Genomic DNA, 21,778 nt, shown 5'->3' with positions numbered 1-21,778 from the left:
AGTGTCGCCCCGGGCCGCCGGTCTGTCGAGAACACGGTACGCCCGCGCGTCCGGCCGGTGGATGGGCCGGGTGACAATGGCCGCGACACGAGAGGGACGGTACGCCGGTGCAGTGGACCTTGGTCATACCCCTGAAGCCCTTGGCGCTGGCCAAGAGCAGGCTCGCGGACGCCGCCACCGACGGGCTGCGCCCGGGCCTCGCCCTCGCCTTCGCCGAGGACACCGTGGCGGCCGCACTGGCCTCACCTGCGGTGCGGGATGTGGCAGTAGTCACGGACGACGCCCTGGCCGGGCGGGTCCTGGCGGCCCTGGGCGCCCGGATCGTCGCCGACGAGCCGCGCGGGGGACTCAACGCCGCCCTGGCCCACGGGGCCGCCGCCGTGCGCGCCTTCCGTCCCGATTCACCGCTGGCCGCCCTCAACGCCGATCTGCCCGCCCTGCGCCCGTCGGAATTGGCCCGGGTCCTGAAGGCGGCCGGGGAATTCCCGCGCTCTTTCCTCCCGGACGCGGCCGGGATCGGCACCACGCTTCTCGCCGTGGCCGCCGGCCGTGAATTGCTTCCCGCATTCGGCACGGATTCCCGGGCCCGGCACCGCTCCACGGGGGCCGTGGAACTCCGCCCGGAGGGGGTGGATTCCGTTCGCCAGGACGTGGACACCGGCGTGGATCTGCGCGCGGCGCTGTCCCTGGGGGTGGGTCCCCGGACGGCCGCGGCGGCGGCGCATCTGTTGATTCCGGGGCAGTAGGCTGCCGCCATGCAGGCGACCGCATACACGTACGACCCCGATACCCGCAGCGGACAGGTGCTGCTGGACGACGGCACACCGGTGCCCTTCGACGCCCCGGCGTTCGACGCGGGCGGGCTGCGGCTGCTGCGGCCCGGACAGCGGGTGCGGATCGAGGTGGAGGGGCCGAAGGACAGCCCCCGGATCACCCTGGTGACGCTCCAGACGTTCTGACGGGCTCGGGCTCTCCGCCGGGGCCCTCCCGGCGCCCCCCGACACGCCGCGGGCCGGACTTCCGAGAGGGAGTCCGGCCCGGCGCGTGAGTGCCCCTGCTGTCCTACGCCTTGCGGGCGGTGGTCTTCTTGGCGGTGGTCTTGCGCGCGGTCGACTTCTTGGCGGGGGCCTTGGTCGCCGTCGCCTTCTTCGCGGCCGGGGCCTTCTTGGCCGTCGTCTTCTTGGCGGTGGCGGACTTCGCGGTGGTGGTCTTCGCGGCCGCGGTCGTCTTCTTGGTGGTGGCCTTCTTCGCGGTGGTCTTCTTGGCGGTCGCCGTGGTCTTCTTGGCGGCTGCCGTCGTCTTCTTGGCCGCGGCCGTGGTCTTCTTCGCGGCGGCCGACGCCCTCTTCGCCGGGGCGGCCTTCTTCGCGGCGGCCTTCTTGACCGTGGCGGAAGCGCCGCCGGTCAGGCTGCCCTTGGGGGCCTTCTTCACGGCGACCTCGCCACCGCGCGGGAGCTTCTTCGAGCCGCTCACCAGGTCCTTGAAGCCCTGTCCTGCGCGGAAGCGCGGCACGGACGTCTTCTTGACCCGAACCCGCTCGCCCGTCTGGGGGTTGCGAGCGTAGCGGGCCGGCCGGTCGACCTTCTCGAACGAACCGAAGCCGGTGACCGAGACCCGGTCCCCCGCGACCGTCGCGCGGACGATGGCGTCCAGGACCGCGTCGACCGCCTCGGCGGCCTGCTGGCGGCCGCCCACCTTGTCGGCAATCGCTTCTACGAGCTGCGCCTTGTTCACGTCTTCCCCTTCGGAGACATTAGCCGGAACGAAACTGTTCAAGCTTTTTCGCACGTTAGGCAGATATATACCGCAAATCAAACACGAAACGGGCTAATCACCCTTGTGCCGCAACGAAATCGGCCCCTCCGGAGACGATCAACGCTCCCCTTCGGGCATTCGCCCCTCGTCCAGGTCCGCCATGAACCGCTCCAGACGCCTTGTCGCATCGGCGAGATCGTGCTTGGCCGCGGCCGTAATGACCAGCAGCTTCCGGGTCAGCGCCATCCGTACGCCCTCCGGGACTTGCAGTGCACGCACTCTTGTGTGCGCTTCCTTGAGCTGGTTCGCGACCGCCGTATAGAGCTCGAGTTGGCCGTCGTGTTCCATGCACAGATTGTGCCATCTGGGGCGAGTTGTCGCCCGCCCAGGGGGCAACTGCCGCCTCAAACGGCCGCCCCGGCACTTCCGGCGGTCGCTTCCACACAAGGCGCGTACCCCGGCAACAACCCCTCTAACGGGGGAAGTTGGGAGATGGGGCGAAGATCCACGGGGCCGAACGGGTGCAGACACAGCCGTACCCCCGATCGGACCGATCGGGGGTACGGCGGGGGTGTCGCGGTGGCCGAAACTCGACCTGCTCAGGGCCTGCTCGGGCCCGGGGGTCAGAGCTGGAGCGTCCTCGGCTTGTACGTCGGGCGCTTGGCCTCGTAGGCGGCGATGTCGCCCTCGTTCTGGAGGGTGATGGAGATGTCGTCAAGCCCGTTCAGCAGCCGCCAGCGGGAGTTCTCGTCCAGCTCGAAGGAGGCGGTGATGCCCTCGGCCCGCACCTCACGCGCCTCGAGATCCACCGTGATCTCGGCCTGCGGGTCCCGCTCGGTGAGCTCCCACAGCGCGTCCACGATCTTCTGCTCGATCACTACCGTGAGCAGGCCGTTCTTCAGCGAGTTGCCCCGGAAGATGTCAGCGAAACGGGACGAGATCACGGTCTTGAAGCCGTAGTTCTGGAGCGCCCAGACGGCGTGCTCACGCGAGGACCCGGTGCCGAAGTCGGGTCCGGCGACCAGCACGCTGGCGCCCTGCCGCTCGGGGCGGTTGAGGATGAAGGTCTCGTCCTTGCGCCAGGCCTCGAACAGCCCGTCCTCGAACCCGTCCCGCGTGACCTTCTTGAGCCAGTGAGCAGGGATGATCTGGTCGGTGTCGACGTTGGAGCGACGCAGCGGGACGGCCCGGCCGGTGTGCGAGATGAATGCTTCCATGACTGATCAGACTCCAGCGGGCGTACGGGTCTCGGCGTCGGACAGGTCGGCCGGGGAGGCCAGGTGGCCCAGGACGGCCGTGGCGGCCGCGACCTGCGGCGACACCAGGTGCGTGCGACCGCCCTTGCCCTGCCGGCCCTCGAAGTTGCGGTTGGAGGTGGACGCCGAGCGCTCACCCGGCGCCAGCTGGTCGGGGTTCATGCCGAGGCACATCGAGCAGCCCGCGTGCCGCCATTCGGCGCCGGCGTCCTTGAAGACGACGTCCAGACCCTCGGAGACGGCCTGGAGACCGACCCGCACCGAACCGGGGACGACCAGCATCCGTACGCCGTCGGCGACTTTGCGGCCCTCGACGATGGCGGCGGCGGCCCGCAGGTCCTCGATCCGACCGTTGGTGCACGAACCTACGAAGACGGTGTCCACGTTGATGGAGCGCAGCGGCTGCCCGGCCTCCAACCCCATGTATTCCAGGGCCTTTTCGGCGGCGAGGCGCTCCGAAGCGTCTTCGTACGAAGCCGGGTCGGGGACGGACGCCGAAAGCGGCGCGCCCTGACCGGGGTTGGTGCCCCAGGTGACGAACGGCGACAGCGCGGCACCGTCGATGACGACCTCGGCGTCGAACTCGGCGTCCGCGTCCGTCTTCAGCGTCTTCCAGTACTCGACCGCCGCGTCCCAGTCCGCGCCCTCGGGGGCGTGGTCGCGGCCCTGGATGTACGCGAAGGTGGTCTCGTCGGGGGCGATCATGCCCGCGCGGGCGCCGGCCTCGATCGACATGTTGCAGATGGTCATCCGGGCCTCCATCGAGAGCTTCTCGATGGCGGAGCCCCGGTACTCCAGGATGTAGCCCTGGCCGCCGCCGGTACCGATCTTGGCGATGATCGCCAGGATCAGGTCCTTGGCGGTCACCGCGTCGGGCAGCTCGCCCTCTACCGTGATCGCCATGGTCTTGGGGCGGGCCAGCGGCAGCGTCTGGGTGGCCAGCACGTGCTCGACCTGCGAGGTGCCGATGCCGAACGCCAGCGCGCCGAACGCGCCGTGCGTGGAGGTGTGGGAGTCGCCGCAGACGACGGTGGTGCCGGGCTGGGTCAGACCCAGCTGCGGGCCGACGACGTGCACGACGCCCTGCTCGACATCACCGAGCGGATGCAGCCGCACCCCGAAGTCGGCGCAGTTCTTGCGCAGCGTCTCCAGCTGGGCGCGCGAGACCGGGTCGGCGATCGGCTTGTCGATGTCGAGGGTCGGGGTGTTGTGGTCCTCGGTCGCGATGGTGAGGTCGAGACGGCGCACCGGGCGGCCGTTCTGCCGCAGCCCGTCGAAGGCCTGCGGGCTGGTCACCTCGTGCAGAAGGTGCAGATCGATGAAGAGGAGGTCGGGCTCGCCCTCGGCGCGCCGGACGACGTGGTCGTCCCAGACCTTCTCCGCGAGTGTCCTACCCATCGCTTTCCCTCCGGCCGGCAATGACGCACCGGCCCAACTAGAGATCTTGTGGAGGCGACGCCCGTTGCCCCTGTTCCCGGGCACCCGCCGCCAGGCCCGTTGGTCCGCGGGCCACCATGCGTCCAAGGGTTGCGCGTCTCACGGAAAAATGAACTTGCGTTTCACAGAGTGAGACGGGAGTATCGTTGCATGGACAACAGTAGCGGCGTCGGCGTTCTGGACAAGGCAGCCCTTGTCCTGAGCGCCCTGGAGTCCGGTCCGGCCACCCTCGCAGGCTTGGTCGCTGCCACCGGACTCGCACGACCCACGGCTCACCGGCTGGCCGTGGCTTTGGAACACCACCGTATGGTGGCGCGCGACATGCAGGGCCGTTTCATCCTCGGCCCCCGCCTGGCCGAGCTGGCCGCGGCCGCCGGCGAGGACCGTCTCCTCGCCACCGCCGGACCGGTGCTGACGCATCTGCGTGACATCACGGGCGAGAGCGCACAGCTCTACCGCCGCCAGGGCGACATGCGCATCTGCGTGGCCGCGGCGGAACGCCTGTCCGGCCTTCGGGACACGGTCCCGGTCGGTTCCACGCTGACGATGAAGGCCGGTTCCTCGGCCCAGATCCTGATGGCCTGGGAGGAACCCGAGCGTCTGCACCGCGGCCTCCAGGGCGCCCGCTTCACGGCGACGGCCCTGTCGGGCGTACGGCGCCGCGGCTGGGCCCAGTCCATCGGCGAGCGCGAGCCGGGCGTCGCGTCCGTGTCGGCGCCCGTCCGCGGCCCCTCCAACCGCGTGGTGGCCGCCGTCTCCGTCTCGGGCCCCATCGAGCGCCTGACCCGCCACCCCGGCCGCATGCACGCCCAGGCGGTCATCGACGCGGCCGCCCGCCTCTCGGAGGCCCTGCGCCGCACCGGCTGACACCGGCAGGGAAGGGCGGCCTCAACGCCGCGGCAGCCCTTTCCGGTACGGCAAGGTCACCCACCCCGGGGGCGCCGGACTGTGCCGATGTGCGACTCCGCCGCGCGGGCGCGACGAGCCCCGACGGACCCGCACCCGACGAACGGCAGCAGCCCTTACGGCGCGGACCGGTACGAGAAACGGTCCTTCGCGTACCGCCCCCGCTCCTCCAGCGGAACCTGCCCGTGCGCCGCCGCGAGGCCGAACGCCGGCATGTCTCCGTAGATCGCCTCGTACGACCCCTCCGGCACGACGTACGTCTCGTGCCAGATCCCCACGTGCCCGCGCACCCTCCCGCCCCGTTCCATGCGGTTGATCTTCGCCCAGGCCTCGTGGTGGAACGCGTCGGGCGCGGTCGCGTATGCGTACAGCTTCTCCTTCGACTCCCAGTACTGAACGACGTAGTACGTCCGCGGCGAGGCCGTCAGGAGCACCCGGGAGAGCAGACCGCGGCCCGGATCCTTCTTCAGCTCCGCCAGCATGCGGAACATCGCCAGCATGACCGGCACCCACTGATGCACGGCCCAGAAGTGGTTGACGCGCATTCCGATCAGCAGGACGACCACGTCTCCCCGGGCGTCCGCGGTGGTACGGCTGGCTGTGAAGGACATGCTTGGATAGTGCCGCTAACCAATGAAGGGCACAAGGCATGCGGCTGGCCGAACTGAGCGAACGCAGCGGTGTGTCCACCGCGACGATCAAGTACTACCTGCGCGAGGGGCTCGTGCCGCCCGGCCGCCAGGTGAACGCCACGACCGCCGACTACGACGACGAGCATCTGCGCCGGCTGCGTCTGGTGCGGGCGATGATCCAGGTGGGCGGGCTGCCGGTGGCCACGGTCCGCAACGTGCTGGGCCATGTCGACGACGACTCCCTGGGCCGCACGATCCGGCTCGGCGCGGCCCTGTGGGCGCTGCCACAGGTGGCCGAGCCGGACGCGGAGGACGAGTACGTGCGCGCCGCCCACCGGGAGGCGGACGAACTGCTGGGCACCCTGGGCTGGTCGAACGCCCGGCAGCTGACGACCATCTCCCCCGCGTACCGCTCACTGGTGGTGGCGGTGGCCGCGCTGCGCCGGCTCGGCTACGACTGGAACGCCGAACTTCTCGTGTCCTACGCCCGGTTGATGCACCGGGCGGCCGTACTGGACCTGGACTTCGTGGAGAGCCGGGAGTCGGAACCGGAGCGGATCGAGGCGGCGGTGCTGGGCGCGATTCTCGTCGAGCCGATGATGCAGGCGCTGCACCGGCTGGCGCAGGAGGAGGAGTCGGCGCGGCGGTACGGCTTCGACTGAGGCCGGACACACGGAAAGCGGCCGGACACGCGGAAAGCCCCCCGCCGAAGCGAGGGGCTTTCCGATCGCGTACCCCCGACCGGATTCGAACCGGCGCTACCGCCTTGAGAGGGCGGCGTGCTAGGCCGCTACACAACGGGGGCCTAAAACACTGCGTTTCCGCAGGTCAGAGCTGGTCTACCTGGACTCGAACCAAGAATGACGGTACCAGAAACCGTAGTGTTGCCAATTACACCATAGACCAAGGTGATTCAAGGAAAATCGTACCCCCGACCGGATTCGAACCGGCGCTACCGCCTTGAGAGGGCGGCGTGCTAGGCCGCTACACAACGGGGGCCCTAGCGATCCTGCATCGACGAGAGAGGGAGCTACCCGAGCTCTCCTCGCGGGAAGGATCTGTACCCCCGACCGGATTCGAACCGGCGCTACTGCCTTGAGAGGGCAGCGTGCTAGGCCGCTACACAACGGGGGCTTCGTGGAGTAGATCTCCACAGGCGCAGATAAGCTCTGCGAGCTGGCCTACCTGGACTCGAACCAAGACTAACTGAACCAGAATCAGTCGTGCTGCCAATTACACCATAGGCCACTGGAACGCAAGCCCCGTAGGGGTTCTTGTTCTAGCGTTGCTCCTCCGGTTCCGGCCTTTCGGCCCGCTCCCCGGCGGCGCAGGAAGAACATTACCTGAAGGTGGACCGGGCTCCAAAACGGGTATCGGGGCCGAGGATCGCGGGCAGTTCGGCGAGCGAGACGATCCGGTGGCGTCCGGACGGGAGCTCGACGGTGGCCGCGCCGTAGCGGTCGATCCACACGGAGAGCAGTCCGGCGTCGGCGGCGCCCCGGCCGTCGATCTCCGGATGGTCACCCACGTAGGCCACCTGGTGCGGGGCCAGCGACAGGGCCTCGCAGGCCGCGAGGAAGGCGCCGGGCTCCGGCTTGGAGACGCCGAGTTCCGCCGCGCACAGGATGACCTCGAATCGGTCGTGGACGCCGAGGGTGCGCAGCTTGTGATCCTGGACATGGATGCTGGAGTTGGAGAGCACGGCGTGGCGGTGGCTGGCGGCGAGGTCGTCGAGCACGGGCAGGACGTCCGGGAAGAGCGACCAGGCCGCCTCGTAGTGCGCGTGGTACCGCAGCAGCCAGTCGTCGGCCTCCGCGTCGGCCAGCTCACGGCCCAGGAACGCCCGTACCCGGTCCCGGCGCTGGTCCTCGAAGGTGATCCCGCCCGCCGAGAACCGGGCCCAGTGCTCTTCGGTGACCTCCCGCCACCGCGCGAGCCCCTGCTCCGCGGTACCGAACCGGTCGAGCAGCCCCTCGGCTGTCAGATAGGACCGCATGCCCTCGCGGTCGGCGGTCGTGTAGTCGAAGAGGGTGTCGTCCACGTCCCAGACCACGGCGAGGATGCTCATGATCCAACGGTAACGCGGCGGGGGCCGCCCTGTCCGGGGGATGCCGAAGGGGCGGCACCCGGTCGCCGGGTGCTGCCCCTTCGGCGCGGGTGCGGCTATGCGGCGAGCTTCGCCAGGGCCGCGTCGACGCGGGCCAGCGTCTTCTCCTTGCCCAGGATCTCCAGGGACTCGAAGAGCGGCAGGCCGACCGTGCGGCCGGTGACGGCGACGCGGACCGGGGCCTGGGCCTTGCCGAGCTTGAGGCCGTGCGCCTCGCCGGCGGCCAGGACGGCCTCCTTCAGGGACTCGGACGAGGTCCAGTCGGCGGCCGCCAGCTTCTCGCGGGCCGTCGCGAGCAGCGCGTCGCTGCCCTCCTTCATCGCCTTCGTCCAGCTGGCCTCGTCGACGGCCGGCTCCGGGAGGAAGAGGAAGTCGACGTTGTCGGTGATCTCCGACAGCACCTTCAGCCGGGTCTGGGCGTGCGGGGCGATCGCCTCCCACTTCGCCTCGTCGAAGTCCTGCGGGGACCAGGGGGCGAAGGGGGCCTTCAGCCAGGGCGCGCAGCGCTCCGTGAAGTCCTTCACGTCCAGCAGGCGGATGTGGTCGGCGTTGATCGCCTCGCACTTCTTCAGGTCGAAGCGCGCCGGGTTGGGGTTGACGTCCGCGATGTCGAAGGCCGCGGTCATCTCGTCCATCGTGAAGATGTCCTGGTCGGCCGAGAGCGACCAGCCGAGCAGCGAGAGGTAGTTGAGCAGGCCCTCGGGGAGGAAGCCGCGCTCGCGGTAGAGGTTGAGCGAGGACTCCGGGTCCCGCTTCGACAGCTTCTTGTTGCCCTCGCCCATCACGTACGGCAGGTGGCCGAAGTGCGGGGTCCCCTGGGCGATGCCCAGTTCGGTCAGCGCCTTGTAGAGGGCGATCTGGCGGGGGGTCGAGGAGAGCAGGTCCTCGCCGCGCAGGACGTGCGTGATCTCCATCAGCGCGTCGTCCACCGGGTTGACCAGCGTGTACAGCGGGGCGCCGTTCGCACGGACGATGCCGAAGTCGGGCACGTTCTCCGGGGTGAAGGTCAGCTCGCCGCGGACCAGGTCCGTGAAGGTGATCGTCTCGTCGGGCATGCGGAAGCGGACGATCGGGGTGCGGCCCTGGGCCTTGTACTCCGCCACCTGCGCCTCGGTGAGGTCGCGGCAGTGGCCGTCGTAGCCGGAGGGCCTGCCGGCCGCACGGGCGGCGTCGCGGCGGGTGTCCAGCTCCTCCTGGGAGCAGTAGCAGTGGTAGGCGTGGCCGGCGTCGAGGAGCTTGCGGGCGACGTCGGCGTAGAGGTCCATCCGCTCCGACTGGCGGTACGGCGCGTGCGGGCCGCCGACCTCGGGGCCCTCGTCCCAGTCGAAGCCCAGCCAGCGCAGCGAGTCCAGGAGCTGGCGGTAGGACTCCTCGGAGTCACGGGCCGCGTCGGTGTCCTCGATGCGGAAGACCAGCGTGCCCTGGTGGTGCTTGGCGAACGCCCAGTTGAACAGGGCGGTGCGGACCAGGCCCACGTGGGGGTTACCGGTGGGCGAGGGACAGAAACGGACGCGTACGGGGGAGCCGGGTGCGCTAGCCACGCTTGACAACCTTGTTGGTGAGAGTGCCGATGCCTTCGATGGTGACGGCGACCTCGTCGCCGACGACCAGGGGGCCTACCCCTGCCGGGGTGCCCGTGAGGATCACGTCGCCGGGGAGCAGCGTCATGGCCTCGGAGATGTTGACGATCAGATCCTCGATCGAGTGGATCATCTCGCTGGTGCGGCCGAGCTGCCGCTGCTGCCCGTTGACCGTCAGCTGGACGGTGAGGTCGCCCGCGGTCTCGAGGTCCAGGCCGGTCTCCACCCAGGGGCCCAGCGGGCACGAGGTGTCGAAGCCCTTGGCCCGGGCCCATTGCTTCTCGCGCTTCTGGACGTCGCGGGCGGTGACGTCGTTGGCGCAGGTGTAGCCGAAGATCACGTCCTTGACGCGCTCCCGGGGGACCTCGCGGCAGAGCCGGCCGATGACCACGGCGAGCTCGGCCTCGTGGTGGACCTCCTCGGAGAAGGCCGGGTACTGGATGGCGTCGCCGGGGCCGATCACCGAGGTGGACGGCTTGAAGAAGGCGAACGGCGCGTCCGGCACCTCGTTGCCCAGCTCGCGCGCGTGCTCGGCGTAGTTGCGGCCGAAGGCCACGACCTTGTTGGGCAGGACGGGCGGGAGCAGTCGGACCTTGCTCACAGGCACCTTGGTGCCGGAGAGCTCGAAGTCCGTGAACGGGATGCCCTTGATGATGTCGAGGACGAGCTCGTCCGGCTGGTCGCCCTCGACCGCGCCGAAGGCGACGTTCCCGTCGATGGAGAACCTGGCGATGCGCACGGGTTGGTTGGCCCCTTGACTGAGCTGGCTGGAGTGTGACGCCCCAGGCTAACGCGGAAGGGCGTCCCCGGCCGGGGACGCCCTTGACATCCGTGGGTGGCCGCCTTGAGCATTCGGCGGCCGGTGCCCGTATCTCCGCGTGAAGATCTACTCCGCGACGGAGACCGCCACCGGCATCTCCATGAGGATGGTGCGCTTGGGGTTGGCAGTCTGGGCGGGAAGTTCGACGGAGTGCTCCTGCTGCTCCGGGAGCTGGAGTTCGTCGGCGTCCGTGAGGTGCGCCAGGGTCGTACGCCGGGGGTTGGCGATCTTGTGGAACATCGTCGTCGTCTTCACTGTTGTACGTGACCCTGTCGTGTCCGGGCGTCCGGGAAGCCCTCAAGGGCCTCCGCACAGACGCGGTTTGTCGGATGTGCCATCCCTGTAAAGCGTCAGGCTAAACACGCGATTCCCGGTGAAGACGTGAAGGTCGCATGATCAGCGTGTGAGTTTGCTCACGAATCACTGGGCAAAGCGGCCATTCCGGACCACCCGGCGACCCTCACGAAACGGACATTAACCACCTGAAGCATCCATTCCGCTCCTGATCATGGCGACTGGGACACCCCCCGGCCACCACCCCTTCCCACCCTTATGTCCGCCTTACGTGGGATCACTTTCTACATCCCGTAACTTGACCCTCACGTCGTGTCACGGATGTCACAGCCTGGCCAACGGGCCTTGTTGGAGATCCTGCACTGTGTTGGAATTCCTCGGACCGCCGCGGGATCGAGCCGGCGCACAGAGGGCGCCCAGCGCGCCCGGTGGCGGCGAGGAACAGGGGGAGCGCCGGTACTCACGACCAATTGGCGGGCGTATTCAGGACGCCCGCCAACACGCCGACACCGTCCTTCCGTTCGCGCGGAGGGGCGCCTGGTCCAGAGGTTGCGACGCTAGTGCAGGGACGTTTCAAGAGGGATGGCAGCGCTTCGGCCGAGCCGGAGCCGCACGGCGGGACTGGCCCGATGGCAGTCGGCTCCTCGCCCCAGCACGCCCAGAACCAGGGCCCCAATCCGTCCGGCGACGGCGGTGACCGCTCCGGGCGACCCGGTGCGTCCGCGTCGGCGACTACTCCTCCCCCGGCTCCGACGAAGCCTCCGACCGGCCCCAGCGGCCCCGGACCGCGGGTGGCGCTGCGCAACTGGCGCATCTCCACGCGTCTGGTGGCGCTGCTGACCCTTCCCGTGGTCGCGGCCACCTCGCTGGGCGCGCTGCGCATCAACCAGTCGATGGACGACATCCAGCAGCTCGACAACATGAAGCTGCTGACGGACATGACCAAGCAGGCCACCGACCTGGCCGACGCGCTCCAGGACGAGCGCGACCGCTCGGCCGGCCCGCTGGCGCACAACGGCAAGGCGACCGACCCCGGTATCAAGGGCCTGCGCGAGAAGACGGACCGCGCGCTCAGCGCCTTCCAGGACTCGTCGGAGGAGATCGACGGCGCCACCGCGGACGGCAACCTCCAGGGCGTCCGGGACAGCCTCGTCGGTCTGCTGAGCGACCTGGCCAACCTCGCCAAGATCCGGTCGACGGCCTACGCGGAGAAGAACAACTCCACCCAGACGGTGGAGGCCTACCACCGCCTCATCACCAGCCTGCTCGACCTCTCCCAGGACATGGCGCAGGCCACCAGCAACCCGGAGATGATCCAGCGCACGCGTGCGCTGGCCGCGTTCTCCTCCGCCAAGGAGTACGCCTCCGTCCAGCGCGCCGTGATCGCGGCGGCGCTGCCGGTGGGCAACACCGTCTACGGCGACCTCTCCGAGAACGACCGGCAGTACGCCCAGGCCGGCCTCGAGAACCAGGACTCCGAGCTCTCGAGTTTCCGCAGCATCTACGGCGACAGCGGCGCCGAGGAGCTGCTGAAGCCGATCGAGCAGGGCAACCCGGTCATCGAGGACGCCGACACCTACGCCAACCGGGCGCTCAGCTCCTCCAGCGGCCTGCAGTCGCTGGACAAGCAGTCGTACCAGGACTGGATCGACGCCAGCTCCACCAAGATCAAGCAGATGGGCAACATCGAGCTCACGCTGCTCGAGAACATGGAGCAGAAGGCGCGTGAGCTGCGCGCCGAGTCGGAGCGCGAAGCGATCATCTCCGGTGCGCTCATCCTGCTCGTCCTCGGTGTCTCGCTGGTCGGCGCGTTCGTCGTCGCCCGGTCCATGATCCGTTCGCTGCGCCGCCTCCAGGAGACCGCCACCAAGGTCGCCCAGGACCGGCTGCCCGAGCTGGTCAAGCAGCTGTCCGAGTCCGACCCGCAGGACGTCGACACGTCCGTGGAGTCGGTCGGTGTGCACTCCCGGGACGAGATCGGCCAGGTGGCCGCGGCCTTCGACGACGTGCACCGCGAGGCGGTCCGCCTCGCCGCCGAGCAGGCCCTGCTGCGGGGCAACGTCAACGCGATGTTCACCAACCTCTCGCGCCGCTCCCAGGGCCTCATCCAGCGTCAGCTCTCGCTCATCTCCGAACTGGAGTCCCGCGAGGCCGACCCGGACCAGCTGTCCTCGCTCTTCAAGCTCGACCACCTCGCGACCCGCATGCGCCGTAACGGTGAGAACCTCCTCGTCCTCGCGGGTGAGGAGCCCGGCCGTCGCTGGACCCGTCCGGTCCCGCTGGTCGACGTGCTCCGCGCCGCCGCGTCCGAGGTGGAGCAGTACGAGCGCATCGAACTGGCCTCCGTGCCGACCACCGAAGTGGCCGGCCGGGTCGTCAACGACCTCGTGCACCTGCTCGCCGAGCTGCTCGAGAACGCCACCTCGTTCTCCTCCCCGCAGACCAAGGTCAAGGTCACCGGTCACGCGCTGCCCGACGGCCGCGTCCTGATCGAGATCCACGACACCGGTATCGGCCTCTCCCCCGAGGACCTCGCCGCGATCAACGAGCGGCTCGCCTCGCCGCCCACCGTGGACGTGTCGGTCTCCCGACGCATGGGTCTGTTCGTGGTCGGCCGGCTGTCCCAGCGACACGGCATCCGCATCCAGCTGCGTCCCTCCGACTCCGGTGGCACGACCGCGCTGGTCATGCTGCCCGTGGACGTCGCCCAGGGCGGCAAGAAGCCTCAGCCCAAGCCCGGCCAGGGCAGCGTCGCGGGTGGTCCCGCCGCCGCGCAGGCCGCCGCGGGCGTCGCCGCCGCGCGTCGCCAGAACGGCTCGCAGAACGGTTCGCAGGGCGGTGCCCTCGGCTCCGGTCCCAACACCGGCGGCCGGCTCGCTCCCGGTCAGGGTCCCCGGGCCGCGCTGCCCGGCCGTGACGGCGGTGGCCGCCCCGGTGGTCAGCCGCCGCGCGGACCGCAGCAGCCTCCGGCCTCGCCCCAGCAGGGCCGACCGGCTCCGGCCGGTGCGGGTTCCGGCTTCGGCGGTCAGACGCCGGGCGCGCCGCAGGGTCTCCAGGCGGCCGGAACGGCCTCCCAGGGTGTGGACATGTTCGGTGGTCGTCCGACCCAGCCGCGGGGCAACAAGGCCGACCAGGGCGGCCGCGGCCGTCAGCCGCAGCTGCCGCCGCGCGGTGGTCCGCGCGCCGAGCTGCCGGGTGGCAACCCGCAGCCGCGGGTGACCAGCTGGGGCGACGAGAACGCCCAGCCGCCGGTCCCGCGCAGCCCGATGGACGCCCCGCGCGGTCACGAGGAGCCGGACGTCGCCCAGACGTCGCGCATGCCCCGTATCGACGACCGGCAGGGTCCCGGCGCCACCGCCGAGATACCGGCGATCCCGCGCACCGACGACCGCCAGAGCCCGGCGGGTCCCGCCGACTTCGGCCGTCCCGTCGCGAACGGTCTCCACAGCACCGGCCAGTTCCCGGCCGTGGCCAACCCCCAGACGGGTCCGGGCGGACGGCAGGACAACAGCCAGTTCCAGCGTCCGGGCACGAACGGCCGGCCGGACCCGGCGCAGTTCCAGCGCCCCGGCACCAGCGGCCAGCAGGACGAGAACGGCTTCACCCGGTCCGACGTCTTCGGCGCCCCCGGCGGCCAGAACGGCTCGGCGGCCCCGAACCAGTTCGCTCCGCAGGCGTACGACAACGGCTCCACCGGCCAGTTCGCCGCACCCGGCTACGACGGCTCCCCGACCGGTCAGCACTCGCTGCCCGGCCGCCAGGACCCCTCGTCCACCGGCCAGTTCGCCGCTCCGCAGTCCGGCGGCTACGGCACCCCGGCGCAGCCGTCGGGCCCTCAGCGTCCCGTCGGGCGTCCGGAGCCGGAGGCACTGCCGCCGGCCTCGGGTCCCGGTGACGGGCGCACCCCGCTCTACGACACGCTGGAGACCAACTGGTTCCACGGTCAGCAGGCGGGCGATGCGGCCCAGGCTCCGCAGCAACAGCAGCACCAGGAGCCGCAGGCTCCGGCTGCACCCCAGCGTCCCGCCGCCAATGCCTCCTGGCGCACCTCGCCGAACGACGAACTCGTCCGGCAGGCCGAGCGGGTCAGGCAACCGGCCGCGGGCGGCGTCACCACGTCCGGCCTGCCGCGCCGGGTGCCCAGGGCGAACCTCGTCCCGGGCACGGCTCAGCAGCAACAGCACCAACCCGGTCCGCAGGTCTCGCGTGCGCCTGACGACGTACGCGGACGGCTGACCAATCTCCGTCGGGGCATCGCGCAGGGTCGTCAGGCCGGCAACGGTCAGACCGGCAGTTTCCCGAGCCCCACTCACCAGCAGGAGCGTTAGTTGAGTCAGATGAGCCAGGCGGCACAGAACCTGAACTGGTTGATCACCAACTTCGTGGACAACACCCCTGGGGTGTCCCACACCGTTGTCGTGTCCGCCGACGGGCTCCTGCTCGCGATGTCCGAGGGCTTCCCGCGCGACAGGGCCGACCAGCTGGCGGCCGTCGCGTCGGGGCTGACCTCGCTGACGGCCGGCGCCTCCCGGATCTTCGAAGGCGGCAGCGTCGCGCAGACCGTCGTCGAGATGGAACGAGGGTTCCTCTTCCTCATGTCCGTCTCGGACGGCTCGTCGCTCGCCGTTCTCGCGCACCCCGAGTGCGACATCGGCCTCGTCGGCTACGAGATGACGCTGCTTGTCGACCGGGCGGGCGCGGTCCTCACGCCCGACCTGCGCGCCGAACTCCAGGGCAGTCTGCTCCACTGACCCGCCCCAGCACTACCCACCTCACGAAATCACCGTCCGGCCGACACAATCCCCCCACCGGCCTCGACGGACGGCACGACTGACCGCGAATGCTGTCCCGCCCGGAGGATCCATGACCCCGCCCACCGCCCATCATGATCCGTACGCGGAGCCGTACGGGGATGAGGGCGACCAGCCGCTGGTGCGTCCGTACGCGATGACCGGCGGCCGGACGCGGCCGCGCTATCAGCTCGCCATCGAGGCGCTGATCAGCACCACGGCCGACCCGGCAGCGCTCATGGGGCTGCTCCCGGAGCACCAGCGCATCTGCCATCTGTGCCGTGAGGTGAAGTCGGTCGCGGAGGTCTCGGCTCTCCTGGCCATGCCGCTCGGGGTGGCGCGGATCCTGGTCGCGGACCTCGCCGAAGCCGGACTGGTGGCCATCCACCAGCCGGGCGGCGACGAGAACAACGGCGGCGCTCCGGACGTGACGCTGCTCGAAAGGGTGCTCAGTGGACTTCGCAAGCTCTGACGGGGGGCGGGCCACCACCTCCGCGAAGATCGTGGTGGCGGGCGGCTTCGGCGTGGGCAAGACCACGTTCGTGGGCGCCGTCTCCGAGATCAACCCGCTGCGCACGGAGGCCGTCATGACGTCCGCGAGCGCGGGCATCGACGACCTCACCCACACCGGGGACAAGACCACCACCACGGTGGCCATGGACTTCGGCCGTATCACGCTCGACCAGGACCTGATCCTCTACCTGTTCGGTACGCCGGGTCAGGACCGCTTCTGGTTCATGTGGGACGACCTGGTGCGCGGCGCGATCGGCGCGATCGTGCTCGTGGACACCCGCCGTCTCGCCGACTGCTTCCCGGCGGTCGACTACTTCGAGAACAGCGGCCTGCCGTTCGTCGTCGCCCTCAACGGCTTCGACGGCTCGCAGCCCTACCAGCCCGAAGAGGTGCGCGAGGCGCTCCAGATCGGACCGGACACCCCGATCATCACGACGGACGCCCGGCACCGCTCGGATGCCAAGAGCGCGCTGATCACGCTGGTCGAGCACGCGCTCATGGCGCGACTGCGGTAATTTTCAAGCACCCGGTGCCGTACGGCGGTTGTCGTAGACGTTCTGGAGCCGACTGTGGCCTTTGACACGGTCGGCTCCGGTGTTCATAACGTTTCGGCAGTGGAATCCACAGGTACCGACACGCGTCGCGGTCGCTTGGTCTCGCTGCGCGCACGAAAGCCCCGCCTTTTGGCGGGGCTCGTTCTTTATGACCGTTTTATCTGGGGCTTACATCACATCGAACCAGCGCTTTCCCATGTTTGGAAGAGCGCTGGTCGTCGTGCTGGAATGCCTGAACTGCCCAATAGTCAATGACGTACTGATGGTCGATGGCTGACCGGGCTCTGAGACACTGCGGCACGACGAAGGTGCCGACCGCCGAGAGGTTGTTGGTCGAGTGAGGCGAAGCAAGCAAAGTCCCGAGCCGGCGGCCCGGGGCAACTTCACCCCGCCGCCGCGCGGAGCGGCGCCCGCCCCTGTGCCCGGTTCGGAGCCGGCGTCCGCACCCGCGAAGAGCGGCGGCCGTCTCTCCCCACGGAACTGGCGGGTGCCCACCCGGCTGAACGCGATCCTGCTCATACCCGTGGTGGTCGGCCTGGTCATGGGCGGCTTCCAGGTGAAGAACTCGATCGACACCTGGCAGGAGGCCCGCGACGCCGAGAAGACGGCGAAGATCGTGGCCGCCGCCGGCGAGTACGCCGAGGCACTGCTCAACGAGCGGGACGTCAGCGCCCAGCCGCTGCTCCAGTCCAAGAAGGACGACTCGACCGTCAAGGCGGCCCGCGCCACCACCGACGCGAAGGCCACCGCCTTCCACGACGAGGTCGTCGGGATGCCGGACAAGGACGGTCTCAAGCGCCGTCTGAAGCTGGTGGAGGAGGCCGAGCCGACTCTGACGAAGATTCGCGCCGCCGCCTACACCAAGGCCCTGGACCCGGTGAAGACCGAAGAGGGCTACGTCGCGGTCGAGCACCTGCTGATGGAGTTCTCCAACGAACTCGGCCTCGGCACCGGCAACATCACCGCCTACGGCCGTACCGTCTACGCGGTCGCCCTGGCCAAGGGCGCCGAGTCCCTCCAGCGTGCGATCGGCATGCACCTGCTGGTCCGGCCCAGCCCCGACGAGACGGTCTTCCGGCAGCAGCTCACCGCCTTCACCTCGTACGCCTACCTCGAGGGCATCGCCCAGCAGGAGTACGTCTCCGGTGGCACCACCGAGGACGCCGCGCGGCTCACCGAGGTCATGAAGGAGAAGACCGAGGAGGGCGCGCAGCAGGCCGCCGACGCGAAGGCCAAGGCCGACGCCGCGGGCGAGGACTTCACCGCTCCGCCGACCATGACCAAGATGATCCAGGCGATCAGCAGTGGTCAGTCTCCGGCCCAGCTCGCCGAGAAGGGCGTCACCGCCGATGCCTGGATGGCGGCCGCGACGCTGAAGTTCGAGGGCTACAGCCAGGTCGAGAGCGAGCTCATCGACCGTGCGGTGACCGACGCCGGAGAGATCGCCTCCGACGCGCAGCAGGACGCCATCATCAACGGCGCCATCGTCATCATCGCCCTGCTCGCCGCGTTCATCGTCGCCAGTCTCATGGCCCGCCAGATGAGCCAGGCCATGCGCCAGCTGCGCAACGCCGCCTTCGGTATCGCCGAGCAGCGGCTGCCGATGCTGGTCGACCAGCTCTCGCGCACCGACCCGGGCCGGGTGGACACCCGTGTCCAGCCGATCCCCATCAACACCAGGGACGAGATCGGCGAAGTCGCCCGCGCCTTCGACCAGGTCCACCGCGAGGCCGTCCGACTGGCCGCCGAGCAGGCTCTGCTCCGGGGCAACATCAACGCGATCTTCACCAACCTCTCGCGCCGCAACCAGTCCCTGATCGAGGGCCAGCTGACCCTGATCACCGACCTGGAGAACAACGAGGCCGACCCGGACCAGCTGGAGCACCTCTTCCGCCTGGACCACCTCGCCACCCGTATGCGCCGCAACGGCGAGAACCTCCTGGTGCTCGCCGGCGAGGAGCCCGGCCGCCGCTGGGACCAGCCGGTCCCGCTGGTCGACGTGCTGCGCGCCGCCTCCTCCGAGGTGGAGCAGTACGAGCGCATCGAGCTGTCCGGCGTACCCGAGGCCGAGATCCACGGCCGTGCCGTGACCGACCTCGTGCACCTGCTCGCCGAGCTTCTGGAGAACGCGACCACGTTCTCCTCCCCGCAGACCAAGGTCCGGGTCACGGCCACCCGTCTTCCCGACGGCCGGGTCATGATCGAGATCCACGACAAGGGCATCGGCCTCACCGCCGAGGACTTCGCGGACATCAACCACAAGCTGGCCAACCCGCCGACGGTGGACGCCGCGATCTCGCAGCGCATGGGCCTGTTCGTGGTCGGCCGGCTGTCCGACCGGCACGGTATCCGGGTCCAGCTGCGCCCCTCGGGCGAGCAGGCCGGCACCACCTCGCTGGTCATGCTCCCGGACGCCATCACCCACGGTGGCGGCGGCGAGCAGCAGCAACCGCGCGACGATTTCACCGTCTCGCAGATCATCCCGGAGCAGAACTACGGCGGCGGTCCCGGCGAGGACTTCAACAGCGGTCTGCCGATGCGCACCGCCGCGGAGCTCGGCTTCGACGACAGCCAGTACGAGGTTCCCGACGACATCCGCGACCTGGACCCGGTGGGCCGCTCGCTGATGCGCGAGGAGCGCCGTGCGGCCCTGGACGGCCAGCCGGGCCAGCCGGGCCAGCAGGGCCAGCCGACCGGGCAGCAGCAGGCCGAGGGCTTCGACGCGCCCCGTCAGCAGCAGCAGTCGTACGACGCCGGGCAGAACGGCTACGACCCCGCCCAGCAGGGCACCGGGGCCGGCTACGACAACGGTGCGACCGGGTACGCCGAGCAGCCTGCGGCGTTCGACCAGCAGACGTCGTACGAGGAGCAGCAGCGCCCGGCGTACGACGACCAGTACTTCGCGCCGAACGGTGGCATGCCGCAGGGCGAGTCGTTCTCCGGCAACAGCGGACTTCCGCACAACGGCGTTCCGCAGGGCGACGGCTTCGCGTCGAACGGCGGCTACCCGGACCCCGCGTATGCGGAGCCCGGCCGGGAGGAGCGTCCGGCGGCCCCCGCCGCCGCCTCCGAGGGCTTCCAGCCGTACCAGGAGCAGCAGTCCTACCAGGACGACTGGCCCCAGCAGAACGGCCACACGAACGGTTACCAGAACGGCTACCAGGACCAGTACGCTCCGGAAGCGGAATCCACGCAGGCCGCTGACGCGGGTGAGCAGAACCGCGTAGGCTTCGACCGTCCGGGACCGTCTTCCTCCGCCTCCCACGCGCTGACCGACGCCGGTCTCCCCCGCCGCGGATCCGCCGCAAGCGGTGCGAACGGCGCCCGGCCCGCGAAGCAGGAGCCGGCGGCCTCCCCCGCGGAGAGCAACGGCGGCGGCGGCGACTCCTGGCGCTCGGCCAACGACGAGCGCTGGCAGCAGGCCTCCGCTCTGAAGAAGCCCAAGGCGGGTGGGGTCACCTCCTCCGGCCTGCCGCGGCGGGTGCCCAAGGCCAATCTGATCGAGGGCGCCGCCGAGACCACCCCCCAGGGAGGCCCTCAGGTCTCCCGCGCCCCGGAGGACGTCCGTGGCAGGTTGAGCAACCTGCGCAGGGGCGTCCAGCGCGGACGCAGCGCAGGCAGCAGTGAAACGAACGGCCAGGGCCTCGGTCCTGACAGCACCTACAACCAGGAGCGTTAGTGTGAGCCCGATGAGCCAGGCGGCACAGAACCTGAACTGGGTGATCACCAACTTCGTGGACAACACCCCGGGGGTGTCCCACACCGTGGTGGTCTCCGCCGACGGACTCCTTCTGGCGATGTCCGAAGGCTTCCCCCGCGACCGGGCCGACCAGCTCGCGGCCGTCGCCTCCGGTCTGACGTCCCTGACGGCAGGCGCCTCCCGGATCTTCGAGGGAGGCAGCGTGAACCAGACGGTTGTGGAGATGGAGCGGGGATTCCTCTTCCTCATGTCCATTTCCGACGGTTCCTCGCTCGCGGTTCTTGCTCATCCCGAGGCGGACATCGGCCTCATTGGGTATGAGATGGCCCTTCTGGTGGACCGCGCGGGTTCGGTCCTGACCCCTGACCTTCGTGCGGAGCTCCAAGGGAGCCTTCTCAACTAACAAACGAACGGTGCGTTTTGGCGTCCCGAGGCCGTAGGGTTTCGGGACGCGGCTTCCACGTGATGGGTGCCAGGCACATCGGAGGAGGAGAGAGAGTGGCAACACCCCCAGGCGGATCGAATTCGGGCAACTGGTCGTACGGCCCTGCCCAGGGCCAGGGCGACGGTTCCCAGAACCCGAACCGTTACAACTTCCCCTCCGCGCCCAGCCAGCAGCGGCCGTACACGCCCCAGGGTCCGCAGGGTCCCGGGCCGTCACCGTACGACCAGCCGTCGGCCCCGCGCATCCAGCCCGTACAGCCGCACCGCCGCACCCCGGAGCCGGCGCCCGCAGGGGCGTCGAACAACCCGCTGGTGCGTCCGTACGCCATGACCGGTGGCCGGACCCGCCCGCGTTACCAGCTCGCCATCGAGGCGCTGGTGCACACCACTGCGCAGCCGCACCAGATGCAGGGCCAACTGCCCGAGCATCAGCGGATCTGCAACCTCTGCCGAGAGATCAAGTCGGTCGCCGAGATCTCGGCGCTGCTGACCATCCCTCTCGGCGTGGCCAGGATCCTCGTCGCCGACTTGGCGGAGGCGGGACTGGTCGCCATCCATCAGCCCGGCGGCGACGAGAGCGCCGGCGGCCAGCCAGCCGTGACATTGCTCGAAAGGGTGCTCAGTGGACTTCGCAAGCTCTAGCGGAGGGCCTTCCCGCTCCACCACGTCCGCGAAGATCGTGGTGGCGGGCGGCTTCGGCGTGGGCAAGACCACGTTCGTCGGGGCCGTCTCGGAGATCAACCCGCTGCGCACCGAGGCCGTCATGACGTCCGCGTCCGCGGGGATCGACGACCTCACCCACACCGGGGACAAGACGACCACCACGGTCGCCATGGACTTCGGCCGTATCACCCTGGACCAGGACCTGATCCTGTACCTGTTCGGTACGCCGGGCCAGGACCGCTTCTGGTTCATGTGGGACGACCTGGTGCGCGGCGCGATCGGCGCGATCGTGCTCGTGGACACCCGCCGTCTCGCCGACTGCTTCCC

General features: G+C 69.8%; 21 protein-coding genes and 5 tRNA genes. 12 read left to right on the top strand and 14 right to left on the bottom strand.

Translation table 11 applies throughout. The annotated features are described in order from the left end of the window. Positions 1 to 107: 107 nt before the first annotated feature. Both cofC and ACFVYS_RS16990 read left to right on the top strand, forming a co-directional pair. Entirely contained in the window at positions 108 to 746 is a 639-nt protein-coding gene (gene cofC, locus ACFVYS_RS16995; protein WP_389502761.1) for a 2-phospho-L-lactate guanylyltransferase, read from the top strand. A gap of 9 nt (positions 747 to 755) precedes the next feature. Further along, entirely contained in the window at positions 756 to 959 is a 204-nt protein-coding gene (locus ACFVYS_RS16990; RefSeq protein ID WP_062641780.1) for a hypothetical protein, read from the top strand. A 103-nt stretch (positions 960 to 1,062) separates the two neighbouring features. On the opposite strand, the gene ACFVYS_RS16985 is transcribed toward ACFVYS_RS16990, so the two are convergent. From ACFVYS_RS16985 to leuC, 4 genes are all read right to left on the bottom strand, one after another. Beyond that, positions 1,063 to 1,734: an HU family DNA-binding protein gene (locus tag ACFVYS_RS16985; protein ID WP_389502760.1), complete on the bottom strand. Its 672-nt coding sequence runs from the start codon at positions 1,732 to 1,734 to the stop codon at positions 1,063 to 1,065. A gap of 138 nt (positions 1,735 to 1,872) precedes the next feature. After that, a complete protein-coding gene (locus tag ACFVYS_RS16980; protein WP_028806672.1) occupies positions 1,873 to 2,103 on the bottom strand; it encodes a hypothetical protein in 231 nt (76 codons plus the stop codon). A 275-nt stretch (positions 2,104 to 2,378) separates the two neighbouring features. Next, the gene (leuD, locus tag ACFVYS_RS16975; RefSeq protein ID WP_383469244.1) at positions 2,379 to 2,972 is read right to left on the bottom strand and encodes a 3-isopropylmalate dehydratase small subunit; all 594 of its coding nucleotides are present in this window, start codon (positions 2,970 to 2,972) and stop codon (positions 2,379 to 2,381) included. 6 nt (positions 2,973 to 2,978) lie between these two features. Then, positions 2,979 to 4,409 (bottom strand): 3-isopropylmalate dehydratase large subunit, encoded by a 1,431-nt coding sequence (leuC, locus tag ACFVYS_RS16970; RefSeq protein WP_389502758.1) that lies wholly within the window; start codon positions 4,407 to 4,409, stop codon positions 2,979 to 2,981. Positions 4,410 to 4,598: 189 nt separating this feature from the next. On the opposite strand from leuC, the gene ndgR reads away from it, so the two are divergent. Further along, positions 4,599 to 5,315 carry an IclR family transcriptional regulator NdgR gene (ndgR, locus tag ACFVYS_RS16965; protein WP_007384919.1) on the top strand — a complete coding sequence of 239 codons (717 nt, stop codon included), beginning with the start codon at positions 4,599 to 4,601 and terminating at the stop codon, positions 5,313 to 5,315. 155 nt (positions 5,316 to 5,470) lie between these two features. Here the strand turns inward: ndgR and ACFVYS_RS16960 are convergent, their stop codons facing one another. Then, positions 5,471 to 5,965: a DUF4188 domain-containing protein gene (locus ACFVYS_RS16960; protein ID WP_389502756.1), complete on the bottom strand. Its 495-nt coding sequence runs from the start codon at positions 5,963 to 5,965 to the stop codon at positions 5,471 to 5,473. Between the two features lie 38 nt (positions 5,966 to 6,003). On the opposite strand from ACFVYS_RS16960, the gene ACFVYS_RS16955 reads away from it, so the two are divergent. Continuing rightward, a complete protein-coding gene (locus ACFVYS_RS16955) occupies positions 6,004 to 6,648 on the top strand; it encodes a MerR family transcriptional regulator (protein ID WP_389502754.1) in 645 nt (214 codons plus the stop codon). A 70-nt stretch (positions 6,649 to 6,718) separates the two neighbouring features. On the opposite strand, the gene ACFVYS_RS16950 is transcribed toward ACFVYS_RS16955, so the two are convergent. The 9 genes from ACFVYS_RS16950 to ACFVYS_RS16910 all read right to left on the bottom strand — a co-directional run bounded on the left by ACFVYS_RS16950 (position 6,719) and on the right by ACFVYS_RS16910 (position 10,748). Continuing rightward, a tRNA-Glu gene (locus tag ACFVYS_RS16950) sits at positions 6,719 to 6,791 on the bottom strand. A gap of 29 nt (positions 6,792 to 6,820) precedes the next feature. Continuing rightward, positions 6,821 to 6,892: transfer RNA gene (locus tag ACFVYS_RS16945), tRNA-Gln, on the bottom strand. Positions 6,893 to 6,912: 20 nt separating this feature from the next. Continuing rightward, a tRNA-Glu gene (locus ACFVYS_RS16940) sits at positions 6,913 to 6,985 on the bottom strand. A 62-nt stretch (positions 6,986 to 7,047) separates the two neighbouring features. Continuing rightward, a tRNA-Glu gene (locus tag ACFVYS_RS16935) sits at positions 7,048 to 7,120 on the bottom strand. 42 nt (positions 7,121 to 7,162) lie between these two features. Beyond that, positions 7,163 to 7,234, bottom strand: a tRNA-Gln gene (locus ACFVYS_RS16930). 91 nt (positions 7,235 to 7,325) lie between these two features. Further along, a complete protein-coding gene (locus ACFVYS_RS16925; protein ID WP_389502752.1) occupies positions 7,326 to 8,054 on the bottom strand; it encodes an HAD family hydrolase in 729 nt (242 codons plus the stop codon). 95 nt (positions 8,055 to 8,149) lie between these two features. Continuing rightward, on the bottom strand, positions 8,150 to 9,634 hold the full coding sequence (gene gltX, locus ACFVYS_RS16920) for a glutamate--tRNA ligase (RefSeq protein ID WP_389502750.1): 1,485 nt from the start codon (positions 9,632 to 9,634) through the stop codon (positions 8,150 to 8,152). Then, the gene (locus tag ACFVYS_RS16915; protein ID WP_389502748.1) at positions 9,627 to 10,412 is read right to left on the bottom strand and encodes a fumarylacetoacetate hydrolase family protein; all 786 of its coding nucleotides are present in this window, start codon (positions 10,410 to 10,412) and stop codon (positions 9,627 to 9,629) included. The genes gltX and ACFVYS_RS16915 overlap by 8 nt, the downstream gene beginning before the upstream one ends. Before the next feature lie 147 nt (positions 10,413 to 10,559). Continuing rightward, positions 10,560 to 10,748: a hypothetical protein gene (locus tag ACFVYS_RS16910; protein WP_389502746.1), complete on the bottom strand. Its 189-nt coding sequence runs from the start codon at positions 10,746 to 10,748 to the stop codon at positions 10,560 to 10,562. Between the two features lie 599 nt (positions 10,749 to 11,347). Between ACFVYS_RS16910 and ACFVYS_RS16905 the strand changes: the two genes are divergently transcribed. The 8 genes from ACFVYS_RS16905 to ACFVYS_RS16870 all read left to right on the top strand — a co-directional run. Continuing rightward, positions 11,348 to 15,115, top strand: coding sequence for a nitrate- and nitrite sensing domain-containing protein (locus ACFVYS_RS16905; protein ID WP_389502744.1), 3,768 nt, complete (start codon positions 11,348 to 11,350; stop codon positions 15,113 to 15,115). A 9-nt stretch (positions 15,116 to 15,124) separates the two neighbouring features. Further along, the gene (locus ACFVYS_RS16900) at positions 15,125 to 15,538 is read left to right on the top strand and encodes a roadblock/LC7 domain-containing protein (protein ID WP_020128762.1); all 414 of its coding nucleotides are present in this window, start codon (positions 15,125 to 15,127) and stop codon (positions 15,536 to 15,538) included. 112 nt (positions 15,539 to 15,650) lie between these two features. Then, positions 15,651 to 16,049: a DUF742 domain-containing protein gene (locus ACFVYS_RS16895; protein WP_009190816.1), complete on the top strand. Its 399-nt coding sequence runs from the start codon at positions 15,651 to 15,653 to the stop codon at positions 16,047 to 16,049. Next, on the top strand, positions 16,030 to 16,605 hold the full coding sequence (locus ACFVYS_RS16890) for an ATP/GTP-binding protein (RefSeq protein WP_054239771.1): 576 nt from the start codon (positions 16,030 to 16,032) through the stop codon (positions 16,603 to 16,605). The genes ACFVYS_RS16895 and ACFVYS_RS16890 overlap by 20 nt, the downstream gene beginning before the upstream one ends. A gap of 376 nt (positions 16,606 to 16,981) precedes the next feature. Then, the gene (locus ACFVYS_RS16885; RefSeq protein ID WP_389502742.1) at positions 16,982 to 20,323 is read left to right on the top strand and encodes a nitrate- and nitrite sensing domain-containing protein; all 3,342 of its coding nucleotides are present in this window, start codon (positions 16,982 to 16,984) and stop codon (positions 20,321 to 20,323) included. 10 nt (positions 20,324 to 20,333) lie between these two features. Next, the gene (locus tag ACFVYS_RS16880; protein WP_037737006.1) at positions 20,334 to 20,747 is read left to right on the top strand and encodes a roadblock/LC7 domain-containing protein; all 414 of its coding nucleotides are present in this window, start codon (positions 20,334 to 20,336) and stop codon (positions 20,745 to 20,747) included. Between the two features lie 95 nt (positions 20,748 to 20,842). Then, the gene (locus ACFVYS_RS16875) at positions 20,843 to 21,430 is read left to right on the top strand and encodes a DUF742 domain-containing protein (RefSeq protein WP_355705215.1); all 588 of its coding nucleotides are present in this window, start codon (positions 20,843 to 20,845) and stop codon (positions 21,428 to 21,430) included. Next, positions 21,411 to 21,778 (top strand): ATP/GTP-binding protein (locus tag ACFVYS_RS16870; RefSeq protein ID WP_046592961.1); only part of this gene is annotated, 368 nt, incomplete at its 3' end. The genes ACFVYS_RS16875 and ACFVYS_RS16870, both read left to right, overlap by 20 nt.

Source organism: Streptomyces sp. NPDC058295, from assembly GCF_042880655.1.
Taxonomy (GTDB): domain Bacteria; phylum Actinomycetota; class Actinomycetes; order Streptomycetales; family Streptomycetaceae; genus Streptomyces; species Streptomyces coriariae.
This window is presented reverse-complemented; position numbering and strand designations above follow the sequence as displayed.